The sequence below is a fragment of the Mycobacterium sp. E3305 genome, from assembly GCF_001666785.1.
Lineage (GTDB): Bacteria > Actinomycetota > Actinomycetes > Mycobacteriales > Mycobacteriaceae > Mycobacterium.
Window position 1 is genome coordinate 50,271 of the sequence record NZ_LZJA01000127.1, and the last position, 15,278, is coordinate 65,548.

General features: G+C 71.0%; 16 protein-coding genes. 10 read left to right on the top strand and 6 right to left on the bottom strand.

What is annotated here, in order from left to right:
• The first annotated feature begins 39 nt into the window (after nucleotides 1-39).
• Together A5701_RS11705 and A5701_RS11710 are read left to right on the top strand one after the other, a co-directional pair.
• Complete coding sequence (locus A5701_RS11705; protein ID WP_231972811.1) at nucleotides 40-2,052, top strand: primosomal protein N'; 2,013 nt, start codon at nucleotides 40-42, stop codon at nucleotides 2,050-2,052.
• Between the two features lie 129 nt (nucleotides 2,053-2,181).
• On the top strand, nucleotides 2,182-2,670 hold the full coding sequence (locus A5701_RS11710) for a MarR family winged helix-turn-helix transcriptional regulator (RefSeq protein WP_067752933.1): 489 nt from the start codon (nucleotides 2,182-2,184) through the stop codon (nucleotides 2,668-2,670).
• A gap of 3 nt (nucleotides 2,671-2,673) precedes the next feature.
• Here the strand turns inward: A5701_RS11710 and A5701_RS11715 are convergent, their stop codons facing one another.
• A complete protein-coding gene (locus tag A5701_RS11715) occupies nucleotides 2,674-3,486 on the bottom strand; it encodes a class I SAM-dependent methyltransferase (protein WP_067752937.1) in 813 nt (270 codons plus the stop codon).
• Nucleotides 3,487-3,656: 170 nt separating this feature from the next.
• Between A5701_RS11715 and fmt the strand changes: the two genes are divergently transcribed.
• From fmt to ribD, 4 genes are all read left to right on the top strand, one after another.
• Complete coding sequence (gene fmt, locus A5701_RS11720) at nucleotides 3,657-4,589, top strand: methionyl-tRNA formyltransferase (protein WP_067753094.1); 933 nt, start codon at nucleotides 3,657-3,659, stop codon at nucleotides 4,587-4,589.
• Complete coding sequence (locus A5701_RS11725; RefSeq protein ID WP_067752940.1) at nucleotides 4,586-5,974, top strand: RsmB/NOP family class I SAM-dependent RNA methyltransferase; 1,389 nt, start codon at nucleotides 4,586-4,588, stop codon at nucleotides 5,972-5,974. Before fmt ends, A5701_RS11725 begins: the two co-directional genes overlap by 4 nt.
• 94 nt (nucleotides 5,975-6,068) lie before the next feature.
• The gene (rpe, locus tag A5701_RS11730) at nucleotides 6,069-6,758 is read left to right on the top strand and encodes a ribulose-phosphate 3-epimerase (RefSeq protein WP_067753097.1); all 690 of its coding nucleotides are present in this window, start codon (nucleotides 6,069-6,071) and stop codon (nucleotides 6,756-6,758) included.
• Nucleotides 6,755-7,777, top strand: coding sequence for a bifunctional diaminohydroxyphosphoribosylaminopyrimidine deaminase/5-amino-6-(5-phosphoribosylamino)uracil reductase RibD (gene ribD / locus A5701_RS11735; RefSeq protein ID WP_067752943.1), 1,023 nt, complete (start codon nucleotides 6,755-6,757; stop codon nucleotides 7,775-7,777). The genes rpe and ribD overlap by 4 nt, the downstream gene beginning before the upstream one ends.
• Here ribD and A5701_RS11740 read toward each other — a convergent pair.
• From A5701_RS11740 to A5701_RS11750, 3 genes are all read right to left on the bottom strand, one after another.
• On the bottom strand, nucleotides 7,774-8,601 hold the full coding sequence (locus A5701_RS11740; RefSeq protein ID WP_231969201.1) for a GGDEF domain-containing protein: 828 nt from the start codon (nucleotides 8,599-8,601) through the stop codon (nucleotides 7,774-7,776). The two genes, ribD and A5701_RS11740, sit on opposite strands and share 4 nt — an antisense overlap.
• 268 nt (nucleotides 8,602-8,869) lie before the next feature.
• The gene (locus A5701_RS11745; protein WP_067752949.1) at nucleotides 8,870-10,426 is read right to left on the bottom strand and encodes an MFS transporter; all 1,557 of its coding nucleotides are present in this window, start codon (nucleotides 10,424-10,426) and stop codon (nucleotides 8,870-8,872) included.
• Nucleotides 10,423-11,130, bottom strand: a complete 708-nt coding sequence (locus A5701_RS11750) for an LppX_LprAFG lipoprotein (RefSeq protein ID WP_067752961.1) — start codon at nucleotides 11,128-11,130, stop codon at nucleotides 10,423-10,425. Before A5701_RS11750 ends, A5701_RS11745 begins: the two co-directional genes overlap by 4 nt.
• Before the next feature lie 130 nt (nucleotides 11,131-11,260).
• Between A5701_RS11750 and A5701_RS11755 the strand changes: the two genes are divergently transcribed.
• Nucleotides 11,261-11,854 (top strand): riboflavin synthase, encoded by a 594-nt coding sequence (locus A5701_RS11755; RefSeq protein WP_067752964.1) that lies wholly within the window; start codon nucleotides 11,261-11,263, stop codon nucleotides 11,852-11,854.
• Between the two features lie 15 nt (nucleotides 11,855-11,869).
• Here the strand turns inward: A5701_RS11755 and A5701_RS11760 are convergent, their stop codons facing one another.
• A complete protein-coding gene (locus A5701_RS11760; RefSeq protein ID WP_067752967.1) occupies nucleotides 11,870-12,145 on the bottom strand; it encodes a hypothetical protein in 276 nt (91 codons plus the stop codon).
• A 292-nt stretch (nucleotides 12,146-12,437) separates the two neighbouring features.
• On the opposite strand from A5701_RS11760, the gene A5701_RS11765 reads away from it, so the two are divergent.
• From A5701_RS11765 to A5701_RS11775, 3 genes are read left to right on the top strand one after another with little or no spacing between them, the layout of a single operon-like run.
• Nucleotides 12,438-13,715, top strand: coding sequence for a bifunctional 3,4-dihydroxy-2-butanone-4-phosphate synthase/GTP cyclohydrolase II (locus A5701_RS11765; protein WP_067752970.1), 1,278 nt, complete (start codon nucleotides 12,438-12,440; stop codon nucleotides 13,713-13,715).
• Nucleotides 13,716-13,767: 52 nt separating this feature from the next.
• Complete coding sequence (gene ribH, locus A5701_RS11770; RefSeq protein WP_067275845.1) at nucleotides 13,768-14,247, top strand: 6,7-dimethyl-8-ribityllumazine synthase; 480 nt, start codon at nucleotides 13,768-13,770, stop codon at nucleotides 14,245-14,247.
• The gene (locus A5701_RS11775) at nucleotides 14,244-14,705 is read left to right on the top strand and encodes a PH domain-containing protein (protein ID WP_067752973.1); all 462 of its coding nucleotides are present in this window, start codon (nucleotides 14,244-14,246) and stop codon (nucleotides 14,703-14,705) included. Before ribH ends, A5701_RS11775 begins: the two co-directional genes overlap by 4 nt.
• 47 nt (nucleotides 14,706-14,752) lie before the next feature.
• Here A5701_RS11775 and A5701_RS11780 read toward each other — a convergent pair whose 3' ends face one another.
• Entirely contained in the window at nucleotides 14,753-15,091 is a 339-nt protein-coding gene (locus A5701_RS11780) for a hemophore-related protein (RefSeq protein ID WP_067275840.1), read from the bottom strand.
• Nucleotides 15,092-15,278: the final 187 nt, after the last annotated feature.

Below are 15,278 nucleotides of genomic sequence, written 5' to 3' on the forward strand. Positions count from 1 at the left end.
CGGTACGGGGTTGAGCACCAGCCGGGCCATGAGAGCGCCTTGAGCGGCAGCGCGCGCACACCCGTTCAGGTCGAGCCCATTGCCCGGGTGCTGCCGATGCTCTCGGTGCCGCACCTGGACCGCGAGTTCGATTACCTGGTGTCGGCCGAGCAGTCCGACGACGCCCAGCCGGGGGTGCGGGTGCGGGTGCGGTTTCACGGCCGGCTGGTCGACGCGTTCGTGCTGGAGCGCCGCAACGACACCGACCATCAAGGCAAGCTCGGTTACCTGGACCGCGTCGTCTCGGCCGAACCGGTGCTGACAGCCGAGATCCGCCGGCTGGTCGACGCGGTGGCGGCGCGCTACGCCGGCACCCGGCCGGACGTCCTGCGCCTGGCGGTGCCGCCCCGGCACGCGCGGGTGGAGCGGGAACCGACGGCGGCGGTGCGGCCGCCGCCACCCGCGCCGGTCGACCCGTCGGCGTGGGCGGTCTACGGGCGGGGCGCCCAGTTCCTGGACGCCCTGGCCGAGTCCCGCGCTGCGCGGGCCGTCTGGCAGGCCCTGCCGGGGGAGTCGTGGGCGGACCGGTTCGCCGAGGCCGCCGCGCAGACGGTCCGCGCCGGTCGGGCGGTGCTGGCGATCGTGCCCGACCAGCGCGACCTGGACTCGCTGGTGCGGGCCGCGGCCGCGCGGATCGACGAGAGCGGCGTGGTGGCGCTGTCGGCCGGGCTGGGGCCGGCGGCCCGCTACCGGCGATGGCTGGCAGCGTTGCGCGGTCAGGCCAGGCTGGTGATCGGCACCCGCAGCGCGGCTTTCGCGCCGCTGAGCGATCTGGGTCTGGTGATGGTGTGGGCGGACGCCGACGACAGCCTGGCCGAGCCCCGGGCGCCGTACCCGCACGCCCGCGAGGTGGCGATGCTGCGCGCCCACCAGGCGCGGTGCGCGGCGCTGATCGGGGGCTACGCGCGCACCGCCGAGGCGCAGGCGTTGGTGCGCAGCGGGTGGGCGCACGACATCGTCGCGGCCCGGGCGGTGGTGCGCGCCCGCACGCCGCGGGTGGTCGCCCTCGACGACACCGGCTACGCCGACGAACGCGACCCGGCCGCGCGGACCGCGCGCATCCCGTCGATCGCGCTGCGCGCCGCCCGCTCGTCGCTGGAGGCCGGGGCGCCGGTGCTGGTGCAGGTGCCGCGGCGCGGATACGTCCCGTCGCTGGCCTGCGCGCGCTGCCGCACCATCGCCCGGTGCCGGCACTGCACGGGTCCGCTCTCCCTGGCCGAGTCGTTGCGGGAGGGCGGCCCGGCGCTGGTCTGCCGTTGGTGCGGGCGGACTGAGCCGACGCGGCGCTGCGCGCGCTGCGGGTCGGACGCGGTGCGCGCCGTGGTCGTCGGGGCGCGCCGCACCGCCGAGGAACTCGGGCGCGCGTTTCCCGGCACCGCGGTGGTCACCTCGTCGGGCGAGGGCGTCGTCCCGCAGGTGGCCGCGGGCCCGGCGCTGGTGGTGGCCACGCCGGGGGCGGAGCCCGCCGCGGCGGGCGGTTACGGGGCGGCGCTGCTGCTGGACACCTGGGCGCTGCTGGGTCGCCAGGACCTGCGCGCCGCGGAGGAAGCGCTGTGGCGCTGGATGTCCGCCGCGGCGCTGGTGCGTGCCCGCGGCGACGGCGGGGTGGTGCTGGCGGTGGCCGAATCGTCGATTCCCACGGTGCAATCGCTGATCCGCTGGGATCCGGTGGGTCATGCCGAGGCCGACCTGGCGGCCCGGACGGAGGTGGGCCTGCCACCGAGCGTGCACATGGCGGCCCTGGACGGCGCCGCCGACGCGGTGGCGGCGCTGCTCGAGGAGGCCGGGTTACCGGAGGGCGCCGACGTGTTGGGGCCGGTGGATTTGCCGGCGGGTGTCCGCCGGCCGGCGGGGACCCCGGCCGGCGTGCCGGTGACCAGGATGCTGGTGCGCGCCCGCCGGGAGCAGGGGCTGGCGCTGGCCGCGGCGCTGCGCCGCGGCGTGAGCGTGTTGTCCGCGCGCCAGACCCACGAGCCGGTCCGGGTGCAGATCGATCCGCTGCACATCGGATGACCTCGCCAAATCCTGCCCGAGGCGATAGTATGCGTCGGAAATAATGCCTGACTACGACATTGGAAGGTTGTTACACTTCCTGGTCTTCTGCCGCCGATAGGCCGGAGACGATCCCGAAGAAGGGGCGAGATGGCAGCGGAGAACGTGACCACGGCGGACGATTCGCTGGACGTAATCACCGACGCTTTGCTGACGGCTTCCCGCTTGCTGGTCGCCATTTCGGCGCGGTCCATCGGGCAGGTGGACGAGACCATCACGATTCCGCAGTTCCGGACGCTGGTGATCCTGTCCAATCGGGGCCCGGTGAACCTCGCCACGCTGGCCGGCCTGCTCGGGGTGCAGCCGTCGGCCACCGGGCGGATGGTCGACCGGCTGGTCGCGGCCGGGCTGATCGACCGCCTCCCGCACCCGACCTCCCGGCGCGAGCTGCTGGCCGCGCTGACGAAGCGGGGGCGCGAGGTCGTTCGCCAGGTCACCTCCTACCGGCGCGCCGAGATCGCGGCCATCGTGGAAAAGATGCCGCCGGCGGAGCGCCACGGGCTGGTGCGGGCCCTGACCGCCTTCACCGCCGCCGGCGGCGAGCCGGACGTTCACCTCGACGCCGAGATCGACCTTTAGCCGTCACCGCTTCTCGGCGGTGACCAGCAGGTACTCCCAGTCCATGCTGCCGTAGGCGAGATATTGCTCCGCAAGCTCGACGAGTTGCGCGTCCAGCTCGGCGGCCAGCACGCGGTTGTGGCCGATGTTCGTGTAGGCCTCGATCGTCGGGCCGTAGTGGTTCTTGAAGTAGGCGTGCACCGCCTCGGCGCTGTCGAACCGGTTCACTTTGAGCAGTCCGCGCACCGCGGTCACCCGCCCGACACGGTGGCCCAGCAGTCCGGTGACGTAGCCCTCGCGCCCCCACAGCGCGGCGGGCGGCACGGCCTGCGACAGGCTGGGGCGGTACGGCCGGATGGTGGCGAGCATCCGGCCGAAGAATCCCTCCGGCGTCCAACTGATCACGCCGATCGTCCCGCCCGGCCGGCAGCCCCGGACCAGCTCGTCGGCGGCCCGCTGCTGATCGGGGGCGAACTGGACGCCGATCGCGGACATCACGACGTCGAACTCGCCGTCGCCGAAGGGCAGCGCGTGCGCGTTGGCTTCCCGGTAGTCGAGCGTCAGGCCCTGCGCCGCGGCGCGGGCCCGCGACCGCTGCAGCAGCTCGGGGGTGAGGTCGCTGGACACCACCGTGGCACCCGTGGCGGCCGCGGGCAGCGAGATGTTTCCGGAGCCGGCGGCGACGTCGAGCACGCGGACGCCGGGGCCGATGCCGGTGGCCCTGACCAGGACCGGGCCCAACGGCGCCATCACTTCCTCGGCCATCAGGGCGTAGTCTCCCAGCGCCCATACGGTGCGATGCACGGCGCTGTCGCTGATCGTCGTGTCGAGGGTCATCAGACCTCCTTCGTGGTAAGGAAAAGGGCTGCCCACTCGACCCCGTTGTCACCAGCACGGCAGTGCGGTCACATCGGCAGATGGTAACCGCTAGAAACAGTATGCATGAGAAATAATCGACTCGCGCAAGTTTTTGGTGGGTGGCGGGCGCCGCTTTCTAGACTGTGCCGGTGCGTCTCGTCTTCGCCGGCACCCCCGAACCCGCGCTGCCCGCGCTGCGCCGCCTCATCGACTCGCCCCGTCACGAGGTGATCGCCGTGCTGACCCGGCCCGACGCGGCCGTCGGCCGACACGGTCGGCCGCAGCCGTCGCCGGTGGCCCGCGAAGCGCTCGACCGGGGCATCCCGTTGCTGCGGCCGGCGCGGCCGAACTCGGACGAATTCGTCGCCGAACTGCGAGAGCTGGCGCCCGACTGCTGCGCCGTCGTGGCCTACGGCGCCTTGCTGCGCGACGGCCTGCTCGGCGTGCCCCCGCACGGATGGATCAACCTGCACTTCTCGCTGCTACCAGCCTGGCGCGGGGCGGCGCCGGTGCAGGCGGCGATCGCGGCCGGGGACACCGTCACCGGCGCGACGACCTTTCAGATCGAGCCCAGCCTGGACTCCGGGCCCGTCTACGGCGTCGTCACCGAGACGATCCGGCCGACCGACACCGCCGGTGAACTGCTTGGGCGACTGGCCGTTTCGGGCGCGGCGCTGCTGTCGACCACCATGGACGGCATCGAAGACCGGACGTTGACGCCGCGACCGCAACCCGCCGACGGGGTCAGCATCGCGCCGAAGATCACCGTCGAGCAGGCCCGCGTGCGCTGGGACCTGCCGGCGCCGGTCGTGGAGCGCCGGATCCGCTCGGTCACACCCAATCCGGGCGCCTGGACGCTGATCGGCGACCTGCGCATCAAGCTCGGCCCGGTGAGTATCGACGCCGATGCCCCAGAACCGTTGGCGCCCGGCGCTATTCACGTTGACCGCAAGAACGTGTGGATCGGCACCGGCTCGCAGGCGGTGCGGCTGGGCCAGATTCAACCACCCGGCAAGAAGCTCATGAACGCGGTCGACTGGGCCCGGGGAGCGCGTCTCGACTCTGCGGCGCGGGCGACATGAGCCCGCCGCGGCCCACCGACCGCGGGCGCGGCAGGCGGCGGCGGCCGTTCGACCCGGCACGCGCCGCCGCGTTCGACGTGCTGCGGGCGGTCAGCGAGCGCGACGCCTACGCGAACCTGGCCCTGCCCGCCCTGCTGCGCGAACGCGGAATCAGCGGCCGCGACGCCGCGTTCGCCACCGAACTGACCTACGGCACCTGCCGCACCCGGGGCCTGCTCGACGCGGTCATCGGGGCCGCCGCCAACCGGTCGCCGGACACCATCGACCCGGTGCTGCTCGATCTGCTGCGGTTGGGCACCTACCAGTTGCTGCGCACCAGGGTCGACACCTACGCCGCGGTCTCGACGACGGTGGAACAGGCGGGGATCGAATTCGATTCGGCGCGAGCGGGCTTCGTCAACGGCGTGCTGCGCGCCGTCGCCGCCCGGGACGAGAAGTCCTGGGTCGAGGAGCTGGCGCCCGATTCGGCGCGCGATCCGGTCGGTCATGCCGCCTTCGTGCACGCGCACCCGCGCTGGATCGCGCAGGCCTTCGCCGATGCGCTGGGGCCGGCCGCGGCCGAGCTCGACGCGGTGCTGGCCAGCGACGACGACCGCCCGCAGGTGCACCTGGCCGCCCGTCCCGGTGTGCTGAGCGCCGCCGAGCTGGCCGACGCCGTCGGCGGCACGGTCGGCCGGTATTCGCCCTACGCGGTGTACCTGCCGGGCGGCGACCCGGGTCGGCTGGCCCAGGTACGCGACGGCGCCGCGCTGGTCCAGGACGAGGGCAGCCAGCTGGTCGCGCGGGCGCTGACCTTGGCGCCGGTCGAGGACGATGCGGGGCGGTGGCTGGACCTGTGTGCCGGACCGGGCGGCAAGACCGCGCTGCTGGCCGCGCTGGGCGCGGAGTCCGGGGCCCGCGTCACGGCCGTGGAGCCCGCGAACCGCCGCGCCGACCTGGTGGTGCAGAACACCCGCGGCCTCCCGGTCGACGTGCTGCGGGTGGACGGGCGGCGAAGCGGACTCGAGCCGACGTTCGACCGGGTTCTCGTCGACGCGCCGTGCACCGGGCTGGGCGCGCTGCGGCGCCGGCCCGAGGCCCGGTGGCGACGCCAGCCGGGCGACGTGCCCGCGCTCACCAAATTGCAGCGCGAGCTGCTGGGCGCCGCGATCGAGCTGACCCGGCCGGGCGGTGTGGTGCTCTACGCGACCTGCTCGCCGCATCTCGCCGAGACCGTCGGCGTGGTGGCCGACGCGCTGCGCCGGCATCCGGTGTCCGCGTTGGACACTCGGCCGCTCTTCGAGCCGGTCACCGGGCTGGGGGATGGGCCGCACGTCCAGCTCTGGCCGCATCGACACGGCACCGATGCGATGTTCGCGGCCGCGCTGCGCCGAGAAGCGGGGTAGGGCCGCGGCGAGCGCCCGGGCAATCGGGCGCGGGCGGGGAACGGCGCGGCTTGCCGGCGTGAAGCCGCCGGCGGCGCTCAGTAGTCTGGCGCACATGTCTGGCAACACCGGTAGGCCGCTGATCGCGCCGTCCATCCTGTCCGCCGATTTCGCGCGGCTAGCCGACGAGGCCGCCGCCGTCGTGGGCGCCGACTGGCTGCACGTCGACGTGATGGACAACCACTTCGTGCCGAACCTGACCATCGGCCTGCCGGTGGTCGAAAGCCTGCTGGCCACCACGAACATCCCGATGGACTGCCATCTGATGATCGAGGACCCCGACCGGTGGGCGCCCGGCTACGCCGAGGCCGGCGCCTACAACGTGACGTTCCACGCCGAGGCCACCGACAACCCGGTCGGCGTGGCGCGCGATATCCGCGCCGCGGGCGCCAAGGCCGGCATCAGCGTCAAGCCGGGCACCCCGCTCGAGCCGTACCTGGAGATCCTGCCGCAGTTCGACACGCTGCTGATCATGTCGGTCGAACCCGGCTTCGGCGGCCAAAGCTTCATCCCCGACGTGCTGAGCAAGGTGCGCACCGCGCGCAAGCTGATCGACGCCGGGGAGCTGACGATCCTGGTCGAGATCGACGGCGGCATCAACGACGACACCATCGAGCAGGCCGCCGAGGCCGGCGTCGACTGCTTCGTCGCCGGGTCGGCCGTTTACGGCGCGGAGGACCCGGAGGCCGCCATCGAGGCGCTGCGGAGGCAGGCCGCCGCCGCCTCACCGCACCTGCGCCGATGAACCAGCCCGCGGGCGGCCTCGACGCGGCCATGCGCCTGGCGATCGAGCAGTCTAACCACGTCAAGGGCAGCACCTATCCGAACCCGCCCGTGGGTGCGGTCATCCTGGACTCCGCGGGCGTGGTCGTCGGCGTCGGTGGCACCGAACCCGCCGGCGGCGACCACGCCGAGGTGTTGGCGTTGCGGCGGGCCGGCGACCTGGCGGCCGGCGGAACCGCGGTGGTCACCCTCGAGCCTTGCAACCACTACGGCAAGACCCCGCCGTGCGTGAACGCCCTCCTGGCGGCCGAGCTCGCGGCGGTGGTTTACGCCGTCGCCGACCCGAACCCGGACGCCGCCGGTGGCGCGGCCCGGCTGACCGAGGCCGGCGTGCGGGTGACGGCCGGGGTGCTGGGCGACGAGGTGGCCGGCGGGCCCTTGCGGGAATGGCTGCACAAGCAGCGGACCGGGCTGCCGCACGTCACCTGGAAGTACGCCGGCAGCGTCGACGGCCGCAGCGCGGCCGCCGATGGCACCAGCCAATGGATTTCCAGCGAGGCCTCGCGGCTGGACCTGCATCGCCGCCGCGCGGCGGCCGACGCGATCGTGGTCGGCACGGGCACCGTGCTGGCCGACGATCCGGCGCTGACCGCCCGGTTGCCCGACGGCTCGCTGGCCGACCGGCAACCGCTGCGCGTGGTGGTGGGAATGCGCGAAATACCCTCGGAGGCAAAGGTTCTCAACGACGACTCGCGGACCATGGTGATTCGCACGCACGACCCCATGGAGGTGATCAAGGCGCTGTCGGACCGCACCGACGTCCTGCTGGAGGGCGGTCCCACCCTCGCGGGCGCGTTCCTGCGGGCGGGGGCGGTCAACCGCATCCTGGCGTACGTCGCGCCGACGCTGCTGGGCGGCCCGATCTCCGTCGTCGACGACGTCGGGGTGCCCACCATCGCGCGGGCGTTGCGCTGGCATTTCGACGGAGTGGACCGGCTCGGGCCGGATCTCGTGCTCAGCCTGGTTCCACGCGTCGATTAGCGGTGACCGGCCGAATCGCCTTGCATCGGGTCCTTGCCGGTTAGGCCGCGCGCACGCTTGTCGGCATACATGTCTGCGTCGGCAAGACGCATGACGTCGCGCTCGCCGGCGGCAATGCCTGCGCTGAAGTCGACCGGCGCGCCGACCTCGGCCCACCGGCGGCGGAGCCGATCGAGGATCCGCCCGGCCTCTGGAGTATCGGCATCGATCAGCAGGAGGAGGAATTCGTCGCCGCCGATGCGGAAGGCGACGTCATTCTTGCGGGCCGACCGGCGCAGCGCGTCGGCGAAGGCGACCAGAACTTCATCGCCGGCCTCGTGGCCGTGACGGTCGTTGTAGCGCTTGAAGTTGTCGAGATCGGCGAGCACCACGGCGCACCGGCCGGCGTGTTGCGACAGCCGGTGTGCCAGGGTGGTCCGGTTCAGCAATCGGGTCAACGCGTCGGTCTGCGCGATGTCGCGCAGTAACAGGCTCTGCTGCACGAGCCGGTCGATGAGCCAGGCCGGCACCTCCGCGACGAGGACCCACATGGTCGCGGCCAGCACCACGGTCAGCGTCGAGGCGGGAAGCGGTTTCACGCAGGCCACCACGAACGCCGCGGCGCCGAGCGGGAGCAGGGCCAGTGAGCGCCACCGCCGACCGGTGAGGCCGAGGTAGGCGAAGGTGATCGTGATCGTGCCGGGGAAGTCGCGCGTGGCGGCCGGTTCGATGGCTCCGGCGAGGAGGGTGACGACAAGCGACGCCACCGGCCATCCCACCAGCAATCCGCGCCGGCCTTGCCAACCGCGGAGCCGGCCCGTCAGCGCGACGAACGCCGCCAGCAACGCGGCCGCGCCGAGCGCCCAATTCAGGGTGGTGTCGCGGCCGGTGGTTCCGGCGTGCGCTCCGGCCGCGGCGTATAAGCCGAGCATCGCAAGGAACGCCGTGCAGCCGATCGCGTGCAACCGTTCGGCTGACGGTTGAGGATCAATGCGCCACGGCACGCAGCCAGAATAGGAGACCCGGGGCCACCGTGCGGGACCCAAGCGCCGGTGCCGGCCACCCTGTCGGGTGTGCTACCGGTCCGCCGGTGACGATCGGAAGCGCGTAGCGCTAGCGCTCGCCCAACGAAACCGCTTGCGGCTCAACGGCTTCCGGCTCCTCGGCGTGTTCTTTGCGACCGCCGATCAACAGGCCGAGCAGCGCTCCCACGATGCAGATGACCACGGTGGCGCTGAAGATGTCGCCGTACATCATCGCGAACGCCTTGAGGTACATCGTCCCCTGCGCGGCGATCCGCTCCAGCAGGGAGGCGTTGGGCGGTATCGCAGCGGTCAGCCCCGCGACGATCTGGTTGAACCGGTAGAGGCCCCACGCGCTGAGCGCCGCGACCCCGATCAGCATGCCGGTCATCCGGGCCACCACCACGGCCGCCGAGGCGATGCCGTGCTGTGCCGACGGCACGACCCGCAGCGCCGCGGACGTCAGGGGCCCGATCACCAGGCCCAGGCCGATGCCGGCGACCAGAAGGTCGGCGTGCAACACGGGAACGCTGAACACCCCGAAGATGTCGTGCTTCTGGCTCAATACGTCCTGGCGCCAGTAGTGGATCAGCCAGTAACCATAGGCCGCGATCAGCAGCCCGATGAACGTCATCACCCGGTCGCCCACGCGGGTGGCGATCCAGCCGCCCAGCACGGCCCCGATCGGCAGCGCGATCAAGAACCACAACAACAAGCCGGCGGCCTGCGTCTGGTCCATCTGCAGCACGCCCTGGCCGAACAGCTCCACGTCGACCAGCGTCACCATCAGCGCCGCACCTGCGGCCAACGATGCGCCCAGCGCGGCCAGGAAGGGGCGGAAGTGCACCCCCGCCGGCTCGATCAGCCGGGTGCGCGAGAACCGTTCCCAGAGCAAAAACAGCACCGCGACGACGACCGCCCCGATGACCAGCGGGAGCCCGTAGCTCGGCAGGATCTGCTTGCCGTCGGGTTGCGGGTTGTACAGGCCGATGACGGCCAGGCCGAGGGCGACCGCGAGCAGCACTCCGCCGACCAGGTCGACCCGCTCGGGGTTCTCGACCTTCTCGTGCGACGGGAGGCTGAATTGGATCATCGCCATCGCGATCAGGGTGAGCGGCACGTTGATCCAGAACACGTAGCGCCAGTCGTGGAACAGGTACACGATGAAGATCCCGTACAGCGGGCCCAGCACGCTGCCGAGCTCCTGCGCGGCGCCGATGCCGCCCAGCACGCCGGCGCGGTTGCGCTGCGCCCACAGGTCGGCGCCCAGGGCGAGGGTGACCGGAAGCAGCGCGCCGCTGGCCACACCCTGGATGGTGCGGCCGGCGATCAGCAGGTGGAAATCGCCCCAGTGCCCGGCGAGGGCGGTCACCACCGAGCCCACCATGAACAGGGCCAGGCTGACCTGCAGCACCAGCTTGCGGCCGAACCGGTCCGAGGCCCGGCCCAGCAGCGGCATGGCGGCGATGTAGCCCAGCAGGTACATCGTGATGATCCAGGTGATGCGCTGCAGCTGGTTGATGGGGATGTGAACGTCGCTCATGATGTCGCGCATGATCGTCACGACGACATAGGCGTCCAGCGCGCCCAGCAGCACCGCCAGACTGCCGGCGCTGATCGCGACGCGGCGTCCGGTCTGCGAACTCATGAACTCACCGGGGGCTTGGTGACCTGGACCTGCTCACCCCAGTTCGACAGGGTGACCTGAACGGAATTGCCCGAACTCTTCTGCATGTTCGCCTGCACCAGCTGGTGGTCGCCGCTCTCCTGGATCCACACCGTGCTGGGCACCGGCTGCGTCGCGTTGAACTGCGGCATGATCTTGTTCACCGCGTCCGCCGACACGTTGCCGCTGACCCGAATGGTGCTCTGCCCGTTGATGGTCTCGCGGCCCTCGGCCTTGGCGTTGCTGAAGTTGGCCAGCGCGTTGCCCAGCCCGGTGTCCGGGTTCAGCAGCACCGACACGTCGTAGATGTCGGAAGCCTTGCCGAAGTCGCTCCACTTGTTCGGCGTCAGGGTGGCGTACAGGGTGCCGTCGACGACCACGAAGTTGGCGTCGATGTCGGATCCACCCAGGGTGATGGTGGCGTTGCCCTTGGCGGCGGTGGCCGGCGCCGTGGTGAGGTCACCGGTGAGCGTCTTGATGGGCAGCCCCTGGATCTTGCCTTGGATCGACAGGACCAGGTGCACGCTCTTGACGGCCTTGGTGGCGTCGGCCGACTGCTTGACCAGGGTCGTGGCGTCGGGCAGCGGGGCGCCGCTCTGCTTTGAACCCGATGAACAGCCGGCGATCAAGGCGGTGGCGAGGGTCAGGGATGCGATGACGGCCGATAGACGGCGGCGGGTCTGCATACCTTGCATCGTAGAGGGTGCCGCCGGCCGGCTTTGGAGACGCGGGGGCCCGGCGCCCGCCCGGCGACGCCGGTTTGGGGCTGCTCACCAGCGCGACCGCCGCGTTTGGGCATCCGATTAACCTGATGGCATGTTCACCGGAATTGTCGAGGAACTCGGAGAGGTGACGGGCCGCGACGTGCTGGCCGACGCCGCGCGGCTCACCATCCGCGGACCCGTCGTCACCTCGGACGCCGGGCACGGCGACTCGATCGCCGTCAACGGCGTCTGCCTGACCGTCGCGGAGCTGCTGCCCGACGGCCAGTTCACCGCCGACGTGATGGCCGAAACCCTCACCCGGTCGAACCTGGGCGCCCTGGAGGTCGGCAGCCCGGTCAACCTGGAGCGCGCCGCGGCGGTGAACAGCCGGCTCGGTGGGCACATCGTGCAGGGGCACGTGGACGGGACGGGTCAGGTGGTCAGCCGGTCGCCGTCCGAGCACTGGGAAGTGGTGCGGATCGAGGTCCCCGCGGCGGTGGCGCGCTACGTCGTCGAGAAGGGATCGATCACCGTCGACGGCATCTCCCTGACGGTCTCGGGGCTCGGCCGCGACTGGTTCGAGGTTTCGTTGATCCCCACCACCCGGGAGCTGACCACGTTGGGTCGCGCCCCGGTCGGGACGCAGGTGAATCTGGAAGTCGATGTGATCGCGAAGTACGTAGAGCGGTTGCTCACCGCGCGATAAGCCTGCCGCCTCGGGTCAGCAGGGCTCGCCCGGCGGCGTCCAGTACGGCTCGCCGGACGGGGTGTAGCACGGCGGTGGTGCGTCGGGCGGCGGGACCGTCATCGCACCGGCGGGCAGCACCCAGTTACCCCAGCGCCCCGGGTCGGTGCAGCCACCGACGCTTACGTGCCGACCGCCGACGTCGGCGCACGCGTCGGCCGTGGCCCGTTGCGGGCAGGCGATGCCCACTCCAAGTCCGGCCGCGAATATCGAGGTCACGACCGGTACCGCCAGTCTCACTGTGATGCTCATGCCGGTCAGAGTAGATTGCTGGCCGCGAATAGGGAGCCGTTTCGCCGCAGTCGGCGTATTGCTGGAGCCCACCCGGGGCCGGCGATCGCGGGCGTGGGCGCTTTTGCCCGCGGTTCAGGCCGATGATGCAGTGCGAGCCGCGACGAATGTATAGGGGCACAACCTCCCGGGGTCGCCCGCGCCCGCGCGTCCCTGTGAACAGCATCGCAATAACCGGCCTCGCCCGGTGGTTCATACTGAATGCAAGACTTGGGCTCTTCCTGCGGACCCCTGAGACAGCAAGGTAGCGACGATGACGAGGTTGGACTCCGTCGAGAGGGCGGTTGCCGACATTGCGGCCGGTAAGGCCGTGGTCGTCATCGATGACGAGGATCGTGAGAACGAAGGCGATCTGATCTTCGCCGCCGAGAAGGCGACGCCGGAGATGGTGGCGTTCATGGTCCGCTACACCTCGGGCTACCTCTGCGTGCCGCTGGACGGCGCGATCTGCGACCGGCTGGGTCTGCTGCCCATGTACGCGGTGAACCAGGACAAGCACGGGACCGCCTACACCGTCACCGTCGACGCGAAAAACGGTGTGGGCACCGGAATCTCGGCCTCCGATCGGGCCACCACCATGCGGCTGCTGGCCGACCCCGCCAGCATCGCCAACGATTTCACCCGCCCGGGGCACGTGGTTCCGTTGCGCGCCAAGGACGGCGGCGTGCTGCGCCGGCCCGGGCACACCGAGGCCGCCGTCGACCTGGCCCGGATGGCCGGGTTGCAGCCGGCCGGCGCGATCTGCGAGATCGTCAGCCAAAAGGACGAAGGCTCGATGGCGCAGACCGATGAGCTGCGGGTCTTCGCCGACGAGCACGACCTCGCACTGATCACCATCGCCGACCTCATCGAGTGGCGACGCAAGCACGAGAAGCACATCGAGCGGATCGCCGAGGCCCGCATACCGACCCGGCACGGCGAGTTTCGTGCCATCGGCTACGCCAGCATCTACGAGGACGTCGAACACGTCGCGCTGGTGCGCGGCGAGATCGCCGGGCCGAACGCCGACGGCGACGACGTCTTGGTGCGCGTGCACTCCGAGTGCCTGACGGGTGACGTGTTCGGCTCCCGGCGCTGCGATTGTGGGCCCCAACTGGACGCCGCGATGGCGATGGTCGCGCGGGAGGGGCGAGGCATCGTGCTGTACATGCGCGGCCACGAGGGCCGCGGCATCGGCCTGATGCACAAGCTGCAGGCCTACCAGCTGCAGGACGCCGGCGAGGACACCGTCGACGCCAATCTCAAACTCGGATTGCCGGCTGACGCAAGGGATTACGGAATCGGGGCGCAGATCCTGGTCGACCTCGGGGTGCGCTCGATGCGGCTGCTGACCAACAATCCGGCCAAGCGCGTCGGGCTGGACGGCTACGGCCTGCACATCATCGAGCGGGTGCCGCTGCCCGTCCGCGCCAACGCCGAGAACATCCGCTACCTGATGACCAAGCGCGACAAGATGGGCCACGACCTGGCCGGTCTCGACGACTTCCACGAATCGGTTCACCTGCCGGGCGAATTCGGCGGCGCTCTGTGACCGCCGGCGACGACGCAGTGGGGGCGCCTCCCGCTGGTGGGGGACGGCGCAGGTGAGCGGTAGCGGGGAGCCGGACATCCCGGCGCTCGACGCGTCCGGCCTGCGCGTCGGCATCGTGGCCAGCACCTGGCACAGCAAGATCTGCGAAGCGCTGCTGGACGGCGCCCGCCGGGTGGCCGCCGAGTCGGGCATCGACAACCCGACGGTGGTCCGCGTGCTGGGCGCCATCGAGCTCCCGGTGGTGGCGCAGGAGCTCGCTCGCAACCACGACGCGGTCATCGCCCTGGGTGTCGTGATCCGCGGGGGAACACCGCACTTCGAGTACGTCTGCGACGCCGTGACCCAGGGCTTGACCCGGGTGGCGCTGGACGCCTCGACGCCGGTCGCCAACGGGGTGCTGACGACCAACACCGAGCAGCAGGCGCTTGATCGCGCCGGGCTTCCGGAATCGGTCGAAGACAAGGGCGCCCAGGCGGCCGGGGCGGCATTGACCGCGGCGCTGACGCTGCGTGAGTTGCGCGCTCGGTCGTGACCACGAGCGAGGGCTGGGACGTCGAGTTGCGTCCCCACCGCACACCGATATTCGTCTACGTCGCCGCGTTCACCATCGCCGCGGTGCACATCGCGATCGGCTTCCTGCTCAAGGTCGGATCCACCGGGGTGGTGTTCCAGACCACCGACCAGGTGGCGATGGCCCTGCTCGGCCTGGTGCTCGCCGGGCTGGTGCTGCTGTTCGCCCGGCCGCGGCTGCGGATCGGGCCGGCGGGAATCTCGGTGCGTAACCTGTTGGGCGACAAGCTCATCGAGTGGCCGGACGTCGCCGGCGTCTCGTTCCCGGTGGGCAACCGGTGGGCGCGCGTCGATCTACCCGACGACGAATACATTCCCGTGATGGCCATCCAGGCCGTCGACAAGGAACGCGCGGTCAACGCCATGGACACCGTGCGGTCGCTGCTGGCGCAGTACCGGCCGGACCTTCCTACGCACTGAAGGGAGCTATCCGTGCCGGCACGGATAGCTCCCTTCAGGTGAGCGGGTCAGAAGTTCTTACAGTCGGTCATCATCTGCTGGAAGATCGGCAAAGCCTGCTGCGCGCCCTGGTTGTGCTCGATGGCGTGCAGCAGGTTCACGCGCTGATCCGGCGACGACGCCAGGTACTGCTGCAAGAACTGCTGGTTCGGCGGCGACTGGTCGAGGTACTGAGCGGCCATCGGGTTTTCCGCGTGCACCGCCCGCATCGCCTGGTCGTAGCTGCAGGTCGTGTTGATCATCGGGCCGTAGTCGGGGGCCGCGGATGCGACCCCAGCTGCGGCGGTCGACGCCAATGCCAGGCCGCCGACCCCCATCGCGATCCTGGTCAACGAGCGCTTGAACATCTGTGGACTCCCTCCATTGATTGCCACCCACTGTAACGTCCAGCTACCCCCTTGGTAACCAGAACAAACCGTCCACACCGCCGACCGGTCGTCATAATCCGAGGTCATTGGGCCTTTTCGGGAATTGGCGGATCGGTCGGTGGGCTACTTGTCTATCGAACAAGCGCTCGAATGCGTTACAGGATGT

Bases quoted from the DNA above. Each gene is read 5' to 3' on its own strand.
- A5701_RS11710 (WP_067752933.1), top strand. From the start codon at position 2,182: ATGGCAGCGGAGAACGTGACCACGGCGGACGATTCGCTGGACGTAATC.
- A5701_RS11715 (WP_067752937.1), bottom strand. From the start codon at position 3,486: ATGACCCTCGACACGACGATCAGCGACAGCGCCGTGCATCGCACCGTA.
- A5701_RS11725 (WP_067752940.1), top strand. From the start codon at position 4,586: ATGAGCCCGCCGCGGCCCACCGACCGCGGGCGCGGCAGGCGGCGGCGG.
- rpe (WP_067753097.1), top strand. From the start codon at position 6,069: ATGTCTGGCAACACCGGTAGGCCGCTGATCGCGCCGTCCATCCTGTCC.
- ribD (WP_067752943.1), top strand. From the start codon at position 6,755: ATGAACCAGCCCGCGGGCGGCCTCGACGCGGCCATGCGCCTGGCGATC.
- A5701_RS11745 (WP_067752949.1), bottom strand. From the start codon at position 10,426: ATGAGTTCGCAGACCGGACGCCGCGTCGCGATCAGCGCCGGCAGTCTG.
- A5701_RS11750 (WP_067752961.1), bottom strand. From the start codon at position 11,130: ATGCAGACCCGCCGCCGTCTATCGGCCGTCATCGCATCCCTGACCCTC.
- A5701_RS11755 (WP_067752964.1), top strand. From the start codon at position 11,261: ATGTTCACCGGAATTGTCGAGGAACTCGGAGAGGTGACGGGCCGCGAC.
- A5701_RS11760 (WP_067752967.1), bottom strand. From the start codon at position 12,145: ATGAGCATCACAGTGAGACTGGCGGTACCGGTCGTGACCTCGATATTC.
- A5701_RS11765 (WP_067752970.1), top strand. From the start codon at position 12,438: ATGACGAGGTTGGACTCCGTCGAGAGGGCGGTTGCCGACATTGCGGCC.
- A5701_RS11780 (WP_067275840.1), bottom strand. From the start codon at position 15,091: ATGTTCAAGCGCTCGTTGACCAGGATCGCGATGGGGGTCGGCGGCCTG.